Raw genomic sequence first — 16,272 nt, 5'->3', positions numbered from 1 at the left:
GGCTAGTCGTGGAGCAGCGGTTCCCGGGTCGCGCCCACCGGGGTCGGACCCGGGAAGGAGGGCCGGCGCTTGGCGAGGAAGGCCGCCGTGCCCTCGCGCATGTCGTCGGTGGTGAACGCCTCCCGGAACGCCTCGAGTTCGAGCGCCAGCCCGGCGGCGACGGTCGTGCCGTTGGCGGCGTTCACCGCGCCCTTGGCCAGCGACACCGCCGTGGCCGAGTTGCCCGCCACCCGTCCGAGCACCGCGCGTGCGGCGGCCAGCATCTCATGGCGGTCGTCGAACACCGCGTTGACGAGCCCGAGCCGCACCGCCTCCGACGCGTCGACGTGCCTGCCGGTGTAGATCAGCTCGCGGGCGACCGCGGGCCCGACCAGGCGTTGGAGCCGGACGCAGCCGCCGAAGCCCGGGATGAGGCCGAGCACGACCTCCGGCTGGCCGAAGACGGCGCGACGGGTCGCGTAGGCGAAGTCGCACGCCAGCACCATCTCGCACCCGCCGCCGAGCGCGTAGCCGTCCACGCACGCGACGACCGGGCACGGAGCCTCCTCCAGCAGCCGGGTGACGCGTTGGCCGAGCATCCCGAACCGCGCGCCCTCGTCCGGCGTCATCGCGGCCATCTCGCGGATGTCCGCGCCCGCGATGAACGCCGGACCGGGCGCTCCGCTGAGGATGATCCCCCGCGGCGCGGGTCCGGTGAGGACGCCGGACAGGAAGTGGTCGAGTTCGGCCAGGACCTGGCCGGACAGCGCGTTGCGCGCCCGCGGCCGGGACACGGTGACCGTCGTGACGCCGTCCTGTTCTTCGACGATCAAGGTCGAGTAGTCCACGAAGTCTCCTCACGAGTCCCAGATGGCGCCGAACGCGGGCACGCCCCGCGCTTCGAGCTCCTCGACGACGTGCCAGGTGGTCTTCTTGTTCGAGATGCAGATGACGGCCTCGGCGTCGAACTCCCGGTGCGCGCGCAGCGCCAGCTCGACCAGGTCGGGCTTGCCGTCGCGGACGGTGTCCCAGACGAGCGCGTCGGGCTGCACGGCCTCGATCTCGTCGACCAGCTCGTCGCCGTAGGTGTCACGGGGCGTGCGGGTGGACCACACCAGGCGCGACGGCGTCTCCCGCGACAGCAGGTGGGGCAGGCACGGCCCGATGCCGCTGCCGGTGGCCACCCACACCACCCTGGTGAACAGCTTGTCGATGTTGCCGACGCCCGCGGTGGGCACGCCCTTGACCCACAGGTGGGTCGGCAGGTCGTCGATGAGCGAGCCGGTCCAGTCGCCCGCGCGCGAGATGGTGAGCCGGAAACCCGCGCGGCCGGGCGTCGGCACGTTGGCGAACGAGTGCCACTCGAGCAGCGGGTTGCGGCTCACCGCGGTCGAGGAGCCCGCGAACGGCGTCACGCCGTAGTCGAACGACACCAGCGCGACGTGCCGCGACGGGCTGACGATCCGCACCGGCACGCGACGCAGCCGCGTCCACGGCAGCGCGACGCTCGCGACGACCAGCAGGAGCAGCCAGAACTGGGTCGAGCCGACGAATCCGGGCTGCCGGGACGAGTCCACGGCGAACAGGGCGAGCACGGTCCAGCCGGCGAAGCGGTGCACGCGCTCGAACACGTCGTGCCGGCGTGCGCGCAGGGCGGGCAGCGCGAAGACCACCATCGCGACCATCAGGCCGAGGATCGTCCACGTGAGCGGGTCGCGTCGGACCACGGCGAGCGCGGTGAACCACGCGGTGGCGCTGAGGGCGGCGCCGACGTGCAGGCCGCCGAAGTGGTAGACCTTGCCCAACGTCCAGCGGACCCGCAGCGGCCACGTCGTCGGCGCGCTCGTGGCGAGCCGGAACAGCAGGTTGATCACGTGCTGCTGGCGGATCACGACGGCCAGGGCGACGTTGGCGACGACCAGGTCCGCGAGCGCCCGCGCGTCGTCCACGCCGAACGCCGCGATCACGTTGACCAGGACGACGGCGGCGGCGAGCCGGTTGTGGTGGGTGAACGGGCGCCGGCGGAGCCTCAGGGCCAGCGCGGACGGCGTGTCGGTGCGCGTGGTGGTCATGCGACCGTCACCAGCGACGACAGCGCGGCCCGGTCCACTTTGCCGCGTGCGGTCAGCGGCAGGTCGTCCACCGCGACGACCAGGGACGGCACGCAGTAGTAGGGCAGTGAGCCCGCCACCGCGTCGGTGGCCGCTTGAGGATCGACGGAGGCAGGGCTGACGAACCCGACGAGCCTGCCGTCGTGCAGGACCGTGGTCGCGCGGGCGCAGCCGGGCGTCGTCTCCAGGGCGGAGGTGACCGCGTCCAGCTCGACCCGGAAGCCCCGGACCTTGACCTGGTCGTCGGTGCGGCCGTGGTGCTCCAGCTCGCCGTCCGGCGTCCACCGGCCCAGGTCGCGGGTGCGGAACATCAGGTGGTCGCCGCCGAGGAACGGGTCGGGGCGGTAGCGCTGGGCGGTCAGCACGTCGTTGCCGAGGTAGCCCGCCGTGACGCAGGCGCCGCCCGCCCACATCTCGCCGACCTCGCCGATCCGGCACGGCCGCAGGTCCTGGTCGAGCACGTAGACCGTGCTGTTGGGGACGGGGCGGCCGATGGTCAGGCGGCCCTTCGCCGGGTCGTAGCGCTGCACGGTGTTGACGATCGTGACTTCCGTGGGGCCGCAGGCGTTGTGGAACGCGGCGCGGGCGCTCCAGGCGTCGGCGAGGGGCTTGGGGCAGCGTTCGCCGGCCACGGCGACCGTTCGCACGTCGGGGCACGCCTCTGGGTCCACTGTGGACAGCACGCCGGGTGTCGCGATGAGGACGGTGGCGGTTTTCGCCGTCTCACCGATGTCCCGGCCGCGGATGACGGACGTGGCGCCGTGGGCGAGTGCGCCGAACAGCTCCCACACCGCCATGTCGAACGCGATGTTGAGCAGTTGCGCGACCCGGTCGCCCGGTCGGATGCCGAGGTCTCCCGGTGCGGTGAGCAGGACGTTGCACAGGTTCGCGTGGGTGACGCGGACGCCGTTGGGCACGCCGGTCGTGCCGGAGGTGAAGATGACGACGGCCGTGTCGCCGGGCTCCGCGCGCGGTGGGCCGACGCGGCGGTCCGGGACGGTGTCGAGGGCGAGGACCTTCGGCGCGGCGAGGTAGCGGACGTGCGGGGCGTGCTCGCCGGTGGTCAGGACGACGTCGATCTCGGCGGTGCGGATGACGTGGTCGAGGTGGGCCTTCGGCGTGATCCGGACGTCCTGCGGCACGTACGCCGCGCCGACCTTCAGCACGGCCAGGATGCCGATGACGAGGTGGACCGAACGCGTTAAGAAGACGCCGACGTGATCACCGGGACGCACGCCCGCGTCGAGCAGTTCGGCCGCGACGACGTTCGCGCGGTGGTCGAGCTCGCCGTAGGTCAGGCAGACGCCCTCGTGCTCGACCGCCCGCGCGTGCGGCGATCGTGCCGCGTGCGACTCGAACGCGTGGTGGATCCGGTGGAACGGCGGTGTCGCGCTCGGGCCGCGGCCGAATCGGCGGAACAGGGGGCGGTCGTCCGGGGGCAGCGCCAGCACAGCGTCGGGCTCGGTCATGGCCGTCACGGGGTGTGCACCTCTCGTCAGCCGGGCGTGGACACCCGGTCTGAACGAGACAGCCCCACGGTCCGTTCAAGCCGAACCCAAAAAAGGTTGAACTTTCTCCCATCCGCGTGTCGAACACCCGGTGCCCGCGTGTCGAACGCTCAGGACCGGCATGTCGAACACTCAGGACCTCCGAGTCGAACACCGGGGGTACGGCAGTCGAACGAACCGGTCGTCGACCTCACCCAGTCGAGACGGGCGAGTGGACCCGGTCCAGGAAGGCCCGCGCCAGGGCGACGACCTCGTCGAGGTTGGTCTCCAACGCCCAGTGACCGCCGTCGAGCAGGTGCAACTCGGCGTCCGGCAGGTCGCGGAGGTAGGCCCGTGCCGCCCCCTCCGGCATGTAGCCGTCGTGCGGGCCCCACACGATGAGCGTCGGCGGCCGGTGCTCGCGCAGGTACGCCTGCTGCCGGTCGAACCAGCCGAGCGTGCTCACCTGGTCGGCCAGCAGGTGGACCAGGTTCCGCCGTCGCTCGGGCGTGCCCAGCAGCGCCCAGGACGACGTCCACAGGTCCGGGCAGACCCGCTCGACCAGCCGCTCGGGGATCTCGCCGACGAACTCGTCGCGGAAGCCGTCCGCGCTGACCGCGGCGTACAGCCTGGACGTCCCCTCCTCGGTCGGGTCGGCCCAGTACTCCTTGAGCGGGCGGTACTTCGGGCCGTGCTGGTCCTCGTAGATGTCGCCGTTCTGGATGATCAGGGCGGCGACCCGGTCAGGCGCGTGCATGGCCAGCCGCAGCCCGAACTGGGACCCGTAGTCGTGCAGGTAGATGGCGTACCGGGTGAGGCCGGCCGCTTCGGTGAACCGCTGGAGGAACTCGGCGTAGCCGTCGAAGGTGTAGGAGAAGCGCGTGCGGTCCGGCGTGCCGCTGTACCCGAAGCCGGGGTAGTCCGGCGCGATCAGGCGCCACCGGTCGCCGAGCGCGGCCATGAAGCCGCGGTACTGGAACGACGAGCTCGGGTAACCGTGGGGCAGCAGCACCACCGGGGCGTCCGGTGGCCCCGCCTCGCGGTAGAAGATGTCGGTCCCGTCGACCTCCATCGTCCGATGGGCCACCGGGGCGGGCGTGTTCGGTGAAGTCACCCTTGTCCCGTTGCACCGGACGGTCCCGGGTAAACCTCCTCCCGCCCTGGTCAGTCCGCGGTGGACCAGGCGTCGGCCAGGAGTTGCCTGGTCTCGCCGAGCAGCTGCGGCAGGACCTTGGTGTGCCCGATCACCGGCATGAAGTTCGCGTCGCCGCCCCAGCGCGGCACCACGTGCTGGTGCAGGTGGGCCGCGATGCCCGCGCCCGCCACCACGCCCTGGTTCATGCCGACGTTGAACCCGTGCGGCGAGGCGGCGGACCGGATCACCCGCATCGCCTTCTGGGTGAACGCGGCGAACTCCGCCGTCTCCGCCGGGGTCAGGTCGGTGTAGTCGGGCACGTGCCGGTACGGCAGCACCATCAGGTGGCCGGGGTTGTACGGGTACAGGTTGAGCACCGCGAACACCAGCTCGCCGCGCGCCAGGATCAGCCCCTCGGCGTCGTCCAGCCCGATCACCCGGCAGAACGGGCACCCCTCCGGCTCGTCGCCGACGGCCTTGCCCTCGCCGCGCACGTACGAGAGGCGGTGCGGGGTCCACAACCGCTGCAACGCGTCGTCGACCCCGACCCCGTCCTGCTCCTCGTACCGGCTCGTCACTGGACGAGGTCCGCCGTGGGCGAGGCGTTCTCCCGCCGCGACACCCAGTCCACGACCGTCTCGACGGCGCGCTCGACCGGCACGCCGTTGATCTGCGTGCCGTCGCGGAACCGGAACGACACCGCGCCCTGCTCCACGTCCTTGCCGCCCGCGAGCAGCATGAACGGCACCTTCTGCGTGGTGTGGTTGCGGATCTTCTTCTGCATCCGGTCGTCGGAGGCGTCCACCTCGACCCGGATGCCCTTCGCCTTGAGCTGCGCGGCCACCGCGAGCAGGTGGTCGACGTGCTCGTCCGCGATCGGGATGCCCACCACCTGCACCGGCGCCAACCACGCCGGGAACGCGCCCGCGTAGTGCTCGGTCAGCACGCCGAAGAACCGCTCGACCGAGCCGAACAACGCCCGGTGGATCATGACCGGGCGCTGCCTGGCGCCGTCCGAGCCGGTGTACTCCAGCTCGAACCGCTCGGGCAGGTTGAAGTCGACCTGGATGGTGGACATCTGCCAGGTGCGACCCAGCGCGTCCTTGGCCTGCACGGAGATCTTCGGCCCGTAGAACGCCGCGCCGCCCGGGTCCGGCACCAGGTCGAGGCCGGAGTCCTCGGCCGCGACGCGCAGCGCCTCGGTCGCCTTCTCCCACACCTCGTCGGAGCCGACGTACTTCTCCTCGTTGCGGGTGGACAGCTCCAGGTAGAAGTCGTCGAGGCCGTAGTCGCGCAGCAGCCCGAGCACGAAGCCGAGCAGCGACTTCAGCTCGTCCTGCACCTGGTCGGGGGTGCAGAAGATGTGCGCGTCGTCCTGCGTCATGCCGCGCACGCGGGTCAGGCCGTGGATCACGCCGGACTTCTCGTAGCGGTACACCCCGCCGAACTCGAACATGCGCAACGGCAGCTCGCGGTAGGACCGGCCGCGCGACTTGAAGATCAGGTCGTGGAACGGGCAGTTCATCGGCTTGAGGTAGTAGTCCTGGCCGGGCTTGCGGACCGTGCCGTCCTCGTTGAGCTCGGCGTCGAGGTGCATCGCCGGGTACATGCCGTCGCGGTACCAGTCGAGGTGACCGGAGGTCTCGAACAGGTTGCCCTTGGTGATGTGCGGCGAGTAGACGAACTCGTAGCCCTCTTCGGTGTGCCGGGCGCGCGAGTAGTCCTCCATGGCCTTGCGGATGACGCCGCCCTTGGGGTGGAACACCGCCAGGCCCGAGCCGATCTCGTCGGGGAAGCTGAACAGGTCCAGCTCGACGCCCAGCTTGCGGTGGTCGCGCCGCTCGGCCTCGGCCAGCAGCTCCAGGTGCGCGTCCAGCGCCTCCTGGGACTCCCACGCCGTGCCGTAGATGCGCTGCAGCTGCGGGTTCTTCTCGTTGCCGCGCCAGTACGCGGCGGCGACGCGGGTCAGCTTGAACGCCGGGATGTGCTTGGTCGTCGGCACGTGCGGGCCGCGGCACAGGTCGCCCCACACGCGGTCGCCGGAACGCGGGTCGAGGTTGTCGTAGATCGTCAGCTCGCCGCCGCCGACCTCCATCACCTCGGCGGTGTCGACATCGCTCTTGATGTCCACCAGTTCGAGCTTGAACGGCTCGGCGGCCAGCTCGGACTTGGCGGCGTCGACCGACTCGACCACGCGGCGGTTGAACCGCTGCGCGCCCTTGATGATCGACTTCATGCGCTTCTCCAGCGCCTGGAGGTCTTCGGGCGTGAACGGCTTGTCGACCTGGAAGTCGTAGTAGAAGCCGTCCTTGACCGGCGGGCCGATGCCCAGCTTGGCCTCGGGGAACTGCTGCTGCACGGCCTGCGCCAGCACGTGCGCGGCGGAGTGCCGGATCACGCTGCGGCCGTCGGCGGTGTCGGCGGCGACCGCTTCGACCTCGACGTCGACCTGCGGGACCCACGACAGGTCGCGCAGGTGGCCCTCGGGGTCGCGCACGACCACGACGGCGTCCGGCCCCTTGCCCGGGAGTCCCGCTTCACGCACCGCCGTCCCCGCGGTGGTCCCCGCCGTCACCACCACGCGAGGTGGGATCGGGGCGGCTGCGGGGCGCGGTTCGGACACGGTGACTCCTCGGTGTGCGTCGGTCCTTTGCCCGAGATGTTATCGGTGCTCACCGAGTCGTTTTCCGGCGCACCGGGTCGGCCGGTCCGGTGTTCCGCGGATCACCCGGTCGAGCGGGATGCTCAGCCGCGGATCAGGGCGGGCAGCGCGTCGGCCGAGGTCACGGCACGTCCGGTGGTGCGCTGGTAGCGGCGGACGAGGTCGCGGTGGCGCACGCGGTGGCCGAGCCTGCGTTCGACGACCAGCAGCGGGTTGCGGCGCGGCGGCGGGAAGGTCGCGGCGAGGTCGGCGAGCAGGGCCTCGCGGTCGACGCCGGCGGTCTTGAGCACCCACGCGACGCCGGGGTCCAGGGCGGTGAGGGCGAGGGCCAGGTGTTCGGGGCGGTGCTCGCGTTCGCGGCGGGCCAGGGCGAGGCGCAGCGAGGCCGAGTACGCCGCCTGGGCGTCCAGGCCGAGCGGCGGGGTGAGGCGGGCGCAGCGCCGGCGTGACTTCGCCGCGCCGAGCGGGAGCAGCGGCTCACGGCCCGGCGGCCGGTCCAGGGCGGGTGTGCCGCCCAGCAGCCGGTCGAGGTCGACGCCCAGCGGCGCCAGGACGGCCCGGTCCGCCGCACCGCCCGCGCCGAGCGGGGCCGCGAGGTGGGCGGCGTGCCGGATGGCGGAGGGGGTCGCGCCGTGGCGGAGCAGGACGGCGGTGACGGCTCCGCCGACCGGAGAGCCGCCTGGGGAGGGTCCCCCTGCGGCAGCGCGGTCGACGAGCGGGCCGTCGGCGACGGGTTCCGCGGAGCGCGAGCCTGCGGCCAGCGCTGCCAGGAGGTGCTCGCTGCCGGTGCGCGGGTGGCCGAGTTCCAGTGCCAGCCGCGGCGCGCGGCCGATGGTGCGGTTCAGGTCGGGGTGGTCGCCTCGGAACACCGGTCAGTCCTCTCGGCCGTACTTGCGGTGGACGGTCTGCTTGGTCACGCCGAGGCGGGTGGCTATGTCCCGCCACGACCAGCCGGCCCGGCGGGCGGCGGCGACGTGCTCGGCCTCCAGTTGGTCGACCAGGCGGCGCAGGCGGGCCACGGCGCGCAGCCCGGCGTCCGGGTCGGAGCCGTGCGCGGCCTGGTCGAGATCGGCGATCGCAGCCATGTCGTCAACATATGCTGACGCTCGGCCGGCGTCAACACATGCTGACGATCCCGGTTCTCACAGCCGGCGGACAGCCGGCCATCAGGATCTCCTCAGGTCGATCGCGCACCATGGCGGACAACAGCACGGGAGAGCAGGGAGTTCCGCCATGTCAGACCCGAACCAGCCACCACGCGCCAACCCCGACCCGGCGGACCGGACTCCCACCACACCGCCCGCCGCGGACCAGCCCGCCGACGCCACCACGCCCATGGCCACCCCGACGCCCGACCCCGCCCACCAGAGCCCGACCAGCGCCCCCGACCCGGGTGGCCAACCGGCCGCGCAGCCCGCCGCAGCCTCCGGCGAGCGAGCCTCCGCGCAGCCCACCGCCGGCGGCGGGCAAGCCTCGGCCCAGCCCACCTTCGTCGACCAACCGGCCGCCGCCCACCAGGCACCTGGCTCGCCCCACCCCGGCCACTACCCGCCACCACCCGGCAAGGGCGCGGCGGTCGGCCGCGTGGTCAAGCACCGGGCCACCCAGCTCGTCGCCGTCGGCCTGCTCGGGCTCGTCCTGGGCGGCGGGATCGTGGCGTTGGCCGACCGCGACCACCACCCGCGCTACGGCGTCGGCTCCGACCGGCCCGGGCACTCGCGGTTCGACGAGCGCGGCGACCGCGGCGACCGACCGGACCGCGGCGAACGGGGCGAACGCGGTCCGGACCGGGTGCCGCAACGCGACTTCGAGCGCTGAGGTCAGGAGCTGAGGTCAGGACAGGAAGCCGCGCAGCAGCAGGGCCGTGCCGTCCAGGTGCTCGGCCATCGCCCGCCGCGCGGCCTCCGGGTCGCCCGCCACGATGCCGTTCACGATCACCTCGTGCTGGTCGTTCGAGTGCGCCAGGTTCGGCGGCAGCAGCGGAATCCGGTCCAGCAGCGCGTTCACCCTGGTCCGGGCGTCGGCGACGGCCGCCGTGAGCGACGGCGACCCGGTCGCCTCGGCGATCGCCAGGTGCAGCCGGGAGTCCTTGCGCCGGTACTCGTCCAACGACGCGTCACGGCACTCGGCCAGCCGCGCCAGCAGGTTGCGCCGCTCCACCGGGCCCAGCGCACGGCCCGCCGCGCACTCCGCCGCGCCCGTCTCCACCGCCGCGCGCAGCGTCAACGCGTCCGCGAGCTCACCGGGGTCGACGCGACGGTCCGGCGCGGCCACCGGCAGCGGCGAGTTCACGAACGTCCCGCCGTACCGGCCGCGCCGCGACTCGACGTACCCGGCGTCCTGGAGTGACCGGATCGCCTCACGTAACGTCACCCGACTCACACCCAACCGGGCCGCCAGGTCACGCTCCGCAGGCAGCTTCTCCCCCGGACCCACCACGCCGAGCCGGATCGCCTGCACGAGACGCTCCACCGTCTCCTCGAACGCGTTGCCCGCCCGCACGGGGCGGAACAACGCGTCCCGCAACGGCATCACAGCGGTGTCACGTAGGCACCGGCGATACCGCCGTCCACCAGGAAGTTCGACGCGGTGATGAACGACGAGTCGTCACTGGCCAGGAACGCCACCGCCGCGGCGATCTCCGCCGGCTCGGCGAACCGCCCCAGCGGCACGTGCACCAACCGCCGCGCGGCCCGCTCCGGGTCCTTCGCGAACAGCTCCCGCAGCAACGGCGTGTTCACCGGGCCGGGTGACAGGGCGTTCACCCGCACCCCCTGCCGGGCGAACTGCACGCCCAGTTCGCGGCTCATCGCCAGCACACCGCCCTTGGACGCCGTGTACGAGATCTGGGACGTCGCCGCGCCCATCGTCGCCACGAACGACGCCGTGTTGATCACCGAACCGCGACCGCGTTCGAGCATGTGCGGGATCGCGTGCTTGCAGCACAGGTACACTGACGTCAGGTTGACCTTCTGCACCCGGTCCCACGCCTCGATGCCCGTGGTCAGGATCGAGTCGTCGTCCGGCGGCGAGATGCCCGCGTTGTTGAACGCGACGTCCACCGAGCCGTAAGTGTCCACAGTGGTCTGGTACAGCGCCGACACCTGCTCCTCGTCGGTCACGTCGACCTCGACGAACAGCCCGTCGACCTCGTCGGCCGCCGCCTTGCCGGACTCCGCGTCGACGTCCGCGACGACCACCCGCGCGCCTTCGGACGCGAGCCGCCGCACCGAGGCCAGACCGATGCCGCTGCCACCGCCGGTGACCACGGCAACCCGGCCCTCAAGTCGCTGAACCATGTCTCTCCCAATCAGTGAGCGATGAAGACGTTCTTGGTCTCGGTGAACGAGTCGAGGGCGTCCGGCCCCAGCTCGCGTCCCAACCCGGACTGCTTGAACCCGCCGAACGGGGTCCAGTACCGCACCGACGAGTGCGAGTTGACCGACAGGTTCCCCGCGTCGACCGCACGCGACACGCGCAACGCCCGCCCCACGTCCCGCGTCCAGATCGACCCGGACAGGCCGTAGGCGCTGTCGTTGGCCAACCGCACCGCGTCCTCCTCGTCGGTGAACGGCAGCACCGCCACCACCGGGCCGAAGATCTCCTCGACGGCGGCGCGGTCACCAGGCGCAACAGGGGCCAGAACCGTTGGCGGGAACCAGAAACCCGCACCCGACGGAGCCGATCCGCGGAACGCCACCGGCGCGTCGGAGGGCACGTAGGACGCGACCTTCTCCCGGTGCGCGGCCGAGATCAACGGCCCCATCTCGGTGGCCTCGTCGCCCGGCGCGCCGACCACCACGCCCTTGACCGCGGGCTCCAGCAGCTCCATGAACCGGTCGTAGACCGACGCCTGCACCAGGATCCGGGACCGCGCGCAGCAGTCCTGGCCCGCGTTGTCGAACACCCCGTACGGCGCGGTGGCCGCCGCGCGCTCCAGGTCCGCGTCGGCGAAGACGATGTTGGCCGACTTGCCGCCCAGCTCCAGCGTCACCCGCTTCACCTGCTCCGCGCAGCCGGCCATGACCTGCTTGCCGACCCGCGTGGAACCGGTGAACACGACCTTGCGCACGTCGGGGTGCGTGACGAACCGCTGCCCCACCACCGGCCCCGCGCCCGGCAACACCTGGAACACGTCCGGCGGCAGGCCCGCCTCCAACGCCAGCGAGGCCAACCGCAGGGCGGTCAGCGGCGTCAGCTCGGCGGGCTTGAGCACCACCGTGTTCCCGGCGGCCAACGCGGGCGCGAAGCCCCACACGGCGATCGGCATCGGGAAGTTCCACGGCACGATCACGCCGACCACACCGATCGGCTCGTGGAAGGTCACGTCCAGGCCGCCGGGCACCGGGATCTGCTTGCCGAACAACCGCTCCGGCGCGGCCGAGTAGTAGTGCAGCACGTCACGGACGTTCCCGGCCTCCCACCGCGCGTTGCCGACGGTGTGCCCGGCGTTGAGCACCTCCAGCGCCGCCAGCTCCTCCACCGCGCCGTCGACCGCCTCGGCGAACCGCCGCAGCAGCCGGGCCCGGTCGCCCGGCGCGACCGCGCGCCACGCGGGCAGCGCCGCCGACGCGCGGGCGATCGCCGCGTCGGTCTCCTCCAGCGTCGCCAGCGGCACCGAGCGGACCACCTCCTCGGTGGCCGGGTTGATGACGTCGAACGTGGTCACTTCGCTCCCCTGTCCCGTGCTGCCCGGTCCCGACCCGCGCCCACGAGCGCGGCGAACAAGCGGTCGTCCTCGGTGTCGGCCTCCGGGTGCGACTGCACGCCGAGCACGAACCGCGCGCCCGGCAGCTCCACCGCCTCCACCGTGCCGTCCGGCGCGCTCGCGACCACCCGCAGTCCGTCGCCGAGGACGTCCAACGCCTGGTGGTGGTGGCAGAACACGGTGGTGGCGAGGCCGACGATCCCGGCGAGCGCCGATCCGGGCGCGACCGCGATCCCGGTGTGCTCGAACACGGCGGGCGTCGGGTTGTGCCCGTCGACGTGCTGGACCAGCGTGCCGCCCAGCGCCACGTTGAGCACCTGCATGCCGCGGCACACCGCGAGCAGCGGCAGGTCGAGCTTCAACGCCGCGCGGGCCAGGCTCAGCTCGACCTCGTCGCGCTCGGGCCGCGCCGGTCCGGTGCGCGGGTCGCGTGGCCGCCCGTACCGCGACGGGTCGACGTCCGCGCCGCCCGCCAGCACCAGGCCGTCGAGGAAGGTGGCGCTGTCGGCGTCCCACGTGCCGACCGGCGGCAGCAGCACCGGGTTGCCGCCCGCGCGCACCACGGAGTCGAGGTAGTCGCGGTGCAGCACCGCCGCCTCCACGTCCCAGACGCCGAACTTCGCCCGTTCCAGGTACGTCGTGACGCCGATCAACGGCCGTGCCCTAGAGCCGTTCGAAACCACGGATCCGCTCCCAGTCCGTCACCGACGAGTCGAACGCGGCCAGCTCCACCCGGGCCGCGTTGAGGTAGTGCTCGACGACCTCAGCCCCGAACGCCTCGCGCGCGAGCTCGCTCTTGGCCAGCAGCGAGGCGGCGTCGCGCAGCGTGGCGGGCACGGTCGGCTTGTCGGAGGTGTAGGCGTTGCCGGTGAACTCCTCCTCCAGCGGCAGCTCGTTCTCCACGCCGTGCAGACCGGCCGCGATCAGCGCGGCGACGGCCAGGTACGGGTTCACGTCCGCGCCCGGCACCCGGTTCTCGAACCGCAGCGACTGGCCGTGCCCGACCACGCGCAGCGCGCACGTCCGGTTGTCCCTGCCCCACGCCACCGCGGTCGGCGCGAAGCTGCCTTGCGCGTACCGCTTGTAGGAGTTGATGTTCGGCGCCAGGAAGTACGTCAGCTCGCGCAGCGCGGCCAGCTGGCCGGCCATGAAGTGCTCCATGAGCTCGGACATGCCGTGGTCCTCGGCGAACACCGGCTCGCCGTCGGCCGAGCGCAGGCTGAGGTGGATGTGGCAGGAGCTGCCCTCGCGCTCGTTGTACTTCGCCATGAACGTCAGCGCCTTGCCCTGCTGCGCCGCGATCTCCTTGGCGCCGGTCTTGTAGACGCTGTGGTTGTCGCAGGTCGCCAGCGCCTCGGTGTAGCGGAACGCGATCTCGTGCTGGCCGGGGTTGCACTCGCCCTTGGCCGACTCGACCACCATGCCCGCGCCCGCCATGTGGTTGCGGATGGCGCGCAGCAGCGGCTCGACGCGGGAGGTGCCCAGCAGCGAGTAGTCCACGTTGTACTGGTTCGCCGGGGTGAGGCCGCGGTAACCGCGGTCCCAGGCGTCCTCGTAGGTGTTGTCGAAGACGATGAACTCCAGCTCCGTGCCGACGAACGCGCGCAGCCCCCGTTCGGCGAGCCGGTCGAGCTGTCGCTTGAGGATCTGGCGCGGCGAGGCGACCACCGGCGCGCCGTCCTCCCAGACGAGGTCGCACATGACCAGCGCGGTGCCCTCCTGCCACGGCACGCGGCGCAGCGTGGACAGGTCGGGCTTCATCACGAAGTCGCCGTAGCCGCTGTCCCACGACGACATGGCGTAACCGCCGACGGTGTTCATCTCCACGTCGACGGCCAGCAGGTAGTTGCAGCCCTCGGCGGAGTTCGGCAGGACCTCGTCCACGAAGTAGCGGGCGGCGCAGCGCTTGCCCTGGAGGCGGCCCTGCATGTCGACCACGGCGACCAGCACCGTGTCGATCTCCCCGGCGTCCACGAGCACGCGCAACTCCTCCACGGCGAGCATCCGCAGTACCTCCAAAGGTATGTCAGCGAGCCATTGGACGCCTCATCTTGACACCTTCGAGTGAAGGCCGCCACACCCTCCTCGGGCAGCACTGCCGGCGGAACGGCTGTTGACACGATCCGGTGACGCGCGCCACTCTCCCTGCAAAGGAGCGCGACTGACCCATTAGGGAGCGCAGATGGCCAAACACGTCGAGTACGAGAAGGTGGGCAGCGACTACCTGGAGCACCGGCAGCTCAAGCGGGGCGCCGCGGGCTGGGTGCTGTTGGCGGGTCTGGGGGTCTCGTACGTCATCTCCGGCGACTTCGCCGGGTGGAACTTCGGGCTGGCCCAAGGCGGTTGGGGCGGCCTGCTGGTCGCGACGATCCTGATGGGCGCCATGTACACGTGCATGGTGTTCGGCCTGGCCGAGCTGGCCGCCGCGCTGCCCGTGGCCGGCGCCGGGTACGGCTTCGCGCGACGCGCGCTCGGACCGCTCGGCGGTTTCGCGACGGGCATCGCGATCCTGGTCGAGTACGCCATCGCGCCCGCCGCGATCGTCGTGTTCATCGGCGACTACGTGCAGGCGCTCGGGCTGTTCGGGCTCACCAGCTCGTGGCCGGTGTACCTGGTCTGCTACGCGATCTTCGTCGGCGTGCACCTGTACGGCGTCGGCGAGGCGTTGCGGCTGATGTTCGTGATCACCGGTGTCGCGGTGGTCGCGCTGATCGCGTTCGTGGCCGGGATGATCCCGGAGTTCGACTCGGCCAAGCTGTTCGACATCGGCGACGGGAGCTTCCTGCCGTTCGGCGTCACGGGTGCGCTGGGCGCGTTGGTGTACGCCATCTGGTTCTTCCTCGCGGTCGAGGGCGTGCCGTTGGCGGCCGAGGAGGCGCGCGACCCGAAGAAGGACATGCCGCGCGGGATCATCGGCGCGTTGGTGGCGCTGCTGGTGTTCGCGGCGGCGATCCTCGTGTTCGCGCCGGGCGGTGCGGGTTCGGCGGCGTTGATGTCGTCCGGCAACCCGCTGCCCGAGGCGGTGCGCGCGGCCTACGGCGGCGACAACGTGCTGGCGCAGATCGTGAACTACGTGGGTCTGGCCGGGCTCGTGGCGTCGTTCTTCTCGATCATCTTCGCGTACTCGCGGCAGCTGTTCGCGCTGTCCCGGGCCGGCTACCTGCCGCGCTGGCTGTCGAAGACCGGCAAGCGCAAGACGCCGTACCTGGCCCTGATCGTGCCCGGCACCATCGGGTTCGCGCTCGCGGCGATCATGAAGAGCGGCGCGACGCTGATCAACATCGCGGTGTTCGGGGCGGCGCTGTCGTACGTGCTGATGATGGTGTCGCACATCGTGCTGCGGGTGCGCGAGCCGGGGTTGGCGCGGCCGTACCGGACGCCGGGCGGCGTCGTGACCACCGGGGCGGCGCTGGTGCTCGCGGTGGCGGCGGTCGTGGCGACGTTCTTCGTGGACGAGCTGGCCGCCGGGATCACCGCGGGCATCGTCGTGGTGGCGTTGGCGTACTTCTGGTTCTACAGCCGCCACCACCTGGTGGCCGCCGCGCCGGAGGAGGAGTTCGCGGCCATCGCGCAGGCCGAGGAGGAGCTGAAGGACTGACCGTAAGCACGTTCAACCGATCGTGTACGGCAAGTCCTTTCGGTCGTGGGAACCCCTTGACAGCAAGGGTTTACCTACGACGGAAGGACGATCATGAAATACCGCACGGTGACGGTCGGCTCGGCGGTCGCGGCACTGCTCTTCGCCACCACGCCCGCGATCGCCGCGCCGACCTTCGAAGAGCAGGTTTTGGCCCTGACCAACGGGGAACGCTCCGCCGTGGGCTGCCCCGCCCTCGCCTCGAACGCCCAGCTCGCCGCCGCGGCGCGCCGGCACTCCGACGACATGGCGCGCACCGGCAACTTCAGCCACACCGGCTCGGACGGCAGCACAGCGGGGCAACGCGTCACCGATGCGGGTTACCACTTCCGACTGATGGCGGAGAACATCGCCGCTGGTCAGGGCACGGCCGAGGAGGCCGTGCGGTCCTGGATGAACAGCGAGGGCCACCGGGCCAACATCGTGAACTGCGAACTGCGCGACCTGGGCGTCGCCCACGCCGTGGACGGCAACAACAAGGTCTACTGGACGCAGGACTTCGGCGTCACGGGCTGACCGGGCACGGGTCGGCGGGTCACAGGGCCGGTGCGTC

General features: G+C 71.9%; 16 protein-coding genes. 3 read left to right on the top strand and 13 right to left on the bottom strand.

Annotated features, from left to right (window positions below; translation table 11 throughout):
- Positions 1 to 2 precede the first annotated feature (2 nt).
- The 8 genes from AB0H12_RS21390 to AB0H12_RS21355 all read right to left on the bottom strand — a co-directional run bounded on the left by AB0H12_RS21390 (position 3) and on the right by AB0H12_RS21355 (position 8,459).
- On the bottom strand, positions 3 to 827 hold the full coding sequence (locus tag AB0H12_RS21390; protein WP_499624614.1) for an enoyl-CoA hydratase-related protein: 825 nt from the start codon (positions 825 to 827) through the stop codon (positions 3 to 5).
- A gap of 9 nt (positions 828 to 836) precedes the next feature.
- On the bottom strand, positions 837 to 2,051 hold the full coding sequence (locus AB0H12_RS21385; RefSeq protein WP_499624613.1) for an FNR domain-containing protein: 1,215 nt from the start codon (positions 2,049 to 2,051) through the stop codon (positions 837 to 839).
- Positions 2,048 to 3,559 (bottom strand): amino acid adenylation domain-containing protein, encoded by a 1,512-nt coding sequence (locus tag AB0H12_RS21380; RefSeq protein ID WP_499624646.1) that lies wholly within the window; start codon positions 3,557 to 3,559, stop codon positions 2,048 to 2,050. Before AB0H12_RS21380 ends, AB0H12_RS21385 begins: the two co-directional genes overlap by 4 nt.
- Before the next feature lie 229 nt (positions 3,560 to 3,788).
- Positions 3,789 to 4,649, bottom strand: a complete 861-nt coding sequence (locus AB0H12_RS21375; protein ID WP_499624612.1) for an alpha/beta fold hydrolase — start codon at positions 4,647 to 4,649, stop codon at positions 3,789 to 3,791.
- A gap of 92 nt (positions 4,650 to 4,741) precedes the next feature.
- The gene (locus AB0H12_RS21370; protein ID WP_499624611.1) at positions 4,742 to 5,290 is read right to left on the bottom strand and encodes an HIT family protein; all 549 of its coding nucleotides are present in this window, start codon (positions 5,288 to 5,290) and stop codon (positions 4,742 to 4,744) included.
- The gene (thrS, locus tag AB0H12_RS21365) at positions 5,287 to 7,335 is read right to left on the bottom strand and encodes a threonine--tRNA ligase (RefSeq protein ID WP_499624610.1); all 2,049 of its coding nucleotides are present in this window, start codon (positions 7,333 to 7,335) and stop codon (positions 5,287 to 5,289) included. Before thrS ends, AB0H12_RS21370 begins: the two co-directional genes overlap by 4 nt.
- A 122-nt stretch (positions 7,336 to 7,457) precedes the next feature.
- On the bottom strand, positions 7,458 to 8,243 hold the full coding sequence (locus AB0H12_RS21360; protein WP_499624609.1) for a Clp protease N-terminal domain-containing protein: 786 nt from the start codon (positions 8,241 to 8,243) through the stop codon (positions 7,458 to 7,460).
- Positions 8,244 to 8,246: 3 nt separating this feature from the next.
- Positions 8,247 to 8,459, bottom strand: coding sequence for a helix-turn-helix domain-containing protein (locus AB0H12_RS21355; protein ID WP_230565599.1), 213 nt, complete (start codon positions 8,457 to 8,459; stop codon positions 8,247 to 8,249).
- Positions 8,460 to 8,607: 148 nt separating this feature from the next.
- Between AB0H12_RS21355 and AB0H12_RS21350 the strand changes: the two genes are divergently transcribed.
- Positions 8,608 to 9,192 carry a hypothetical protein gene (locus tag AB0H12_RS21350; RefSeq protein WP_499624608.1) on the top strand — a complete coding sequence of 195 codons (585 nt, stop codon included), beginning with the start codon at positions 8,608 to 8,610 and terminating at the stop codon, positions 9,190 to 9,192.
- A 15-nt stretch (positions 9,193 to 9,207) separates the two neighbouring features.
- On the opposite strand, the gene AB0H12_RS21345 is transcribed toward AB0H12_RS21350, so the two are convergent.
- From AB0H12_RS21345 to AB0H12_RS21325, 5 genes are read right to left on the bottom strand one after another with little or no spacing between them, the layout of a single operon-like run.
- Entirely contained in the window at positions 9,208 to 9,906 is a 699-nt protein-coding gene (locus tag AB0H12_RS21345; protein WP_499624607.1) for a FadR/GntR family transcriptional regulator, read from the bottom strand.
- Positions 9,906 to 10,673 carry a 3-oxoacyl-ACP reductase gene (locus AB0H12_RS21340; RefSeq protein ID WP_499624606.1) on the bottom strand — a complete coding sequence of 256 codons (768 nt, stop codon included), beginning with the start codon at positions 10,671 to 10,673 and terminating at the stop codon, positions 9,906 to 9,908. The genes AB0H12_RS21345 and AB0H12_RS21340 overlap by 1 nt, the downstream gene beginning before the upstream one ends.
- An 11-nt stretch (positions 10,674 to 10,684) precedes the next feature.
- Positions 10,685 to 12,043: an aldehyde dehydrogenase family protein gene (locus AB0H12_RS21335; RefSeq protein ID WP_499624605.1), complete on the bottom strand. Its 1,359-nt coding sequence runs from the start codon at positions 12,041 to 12,043 to the stop codon at positions 10,685 to 10,687.
- Complete coding sequence (locus tag AB0H12_RS21330; protein ID WP_499624604.1) at positions 12,040 to 12,765, bottom strand: gamma-glutamyl-gamma-aminobutyrate hydrolase family protein; 726 nt, start codon at positions 12,763 to 12,765, stop codon at positions 12,040 to 12,042. The genes AB0H12_RS21335 and AB0H12_RS21330 overlap by 4 nt, the downstream gene beginning before the upstream one ends.
- Positions 12,746 to 14,086, bottom strand: coding sequence for a glutamine synthetase family protein (locus AB0H12_RS21325; protein ID WP_499624603.1), 1,341 nt, complete (start codon positions 14,084 to 14,086; stop codon positions 12,746 to 12,748). The genes AB0H12_RS21330 and AB0H12_RS21325 overlap by 20 nt, the downstream gene beginning before the upstream one ends.
- Before the next feature lie 178 nt (positions 14,087 to 14,264).
- On the opposite strand from AB0H12_RS21325, the gene eat reads away from it, so the two are divergent.
- The gene (gene eat / locus AB0H12_RS21320; RefSeq protein WP_499624602.1) at positions 14,265 to 15,680 is read left to right on the top strand and encodes an ethanolamine permease; all 1,416 of its coding nucleotides are present in this window, start codon (positions 14,265 to 14,267) and stop codon (positions 15,678 to 15,680) included.
- A gap of 93 nt (positions 15,681 to 15,773) precedes the next feature.
- Positions 15,774 to 16,235, top strand: coding sequence for a CAP domain-containing protein (locus tag AB0H12_RS21315; protein WP_499624601.1), 462 nt, complete (start codon positions 15,774 to 15,776; stop codon positions 16,233 to 16,235).
- Positions 16,236 to 16,272 lie beyond the last annotated feature (37 nt).

Source organism: Actinosynnema sp. NPDC023794 (assembly GCF_040639675.1).
Lineage (GTDB): Bacteria > Actinomycetota > Actinomycetes > Mycobacteriales > Pseudonocardiaceae > Actinosynnema > Actinosynnema luteola.
This window is presented reverse-complemented; position numbering and strand designations above follow the sequence as displayed.

Excerpts from the sequence above, each read along its gene's own strand:
- AB0H12_RS21385 (WP_499624613.1), bottom strand. The coding sequence starts at position 2,051 with ATGACCACCACGCGCACCGACACGCCGTCCGCGCTGGCCCTGAGGCTC.
- eat (WP_499624602.1), top strand. The coding sequence starts at position 14,265 with ATGGCCAAACACGTCGAGTACGAGAAGGTGGGCAGCGACTACCTGGAG.
- AB0H12_RS21350 (WP_499624608.1), top strand. The coding sequence starts at position 8,608 with ATGTCAGACCCGAACCAGCCACCACGCGCCAACCCCGACCCGGCGGAC.
- AB0H12_RS21315 (WP_499624601.1), top strand. The coding sequence starts at position 15,774 with ATGAAATACCGCACGGTGACGGTCGGCTCGGCGGTCGCGGCACTGCTC.
- AB0H12_RS21340 (WP_499624606.1), bottom strand. The coding sequence starts at position 10,673 with ATGGTTCAGCGACTTGAGGGCCGGGTTGCCGTGGTCACCGGCGGTGGC.
- AB0H12_RS21380 (WP_499624646.1), bottom strand. The coding sequence starts at position 3,559 with ATGACCGAGCCCGACGCTGTGCTGGCGCTGCCCCCGGACGACCGCCCC.
- AB0H12_RS21345 (WP_499624607.1), bottom strand. The coding sequence starts at position 9,906 with ATGCCGTTGCGGGACGCGTTGTTCCGCCCCGTGCGGGCGGGCAACGCG.
- AB0H12_RS21325 (WP_499624603.1), bottom strand. The coding sequence starts at position 14,086 with ATGCTCGCCGTGGAGGAGTTGCGCGTGCTCGTGGACGCCGGGGAGATC.
- AB0H12_RS21355 (WP_230565599.1), bottom strand. The coding sequence starts at position 8,459 with ATGGCTGCGATCGCCGATCTCGACCAGGCCGCGCACGGCTCCGACCCG.
- AB0H12_RS21375 (WP_499624612.1), bottom strand. The coding sequence starts at position 4,649 with ATGGAGGTCGACGGGACCGACATCTTCTACCGCGAGGCGGGGCCACCG.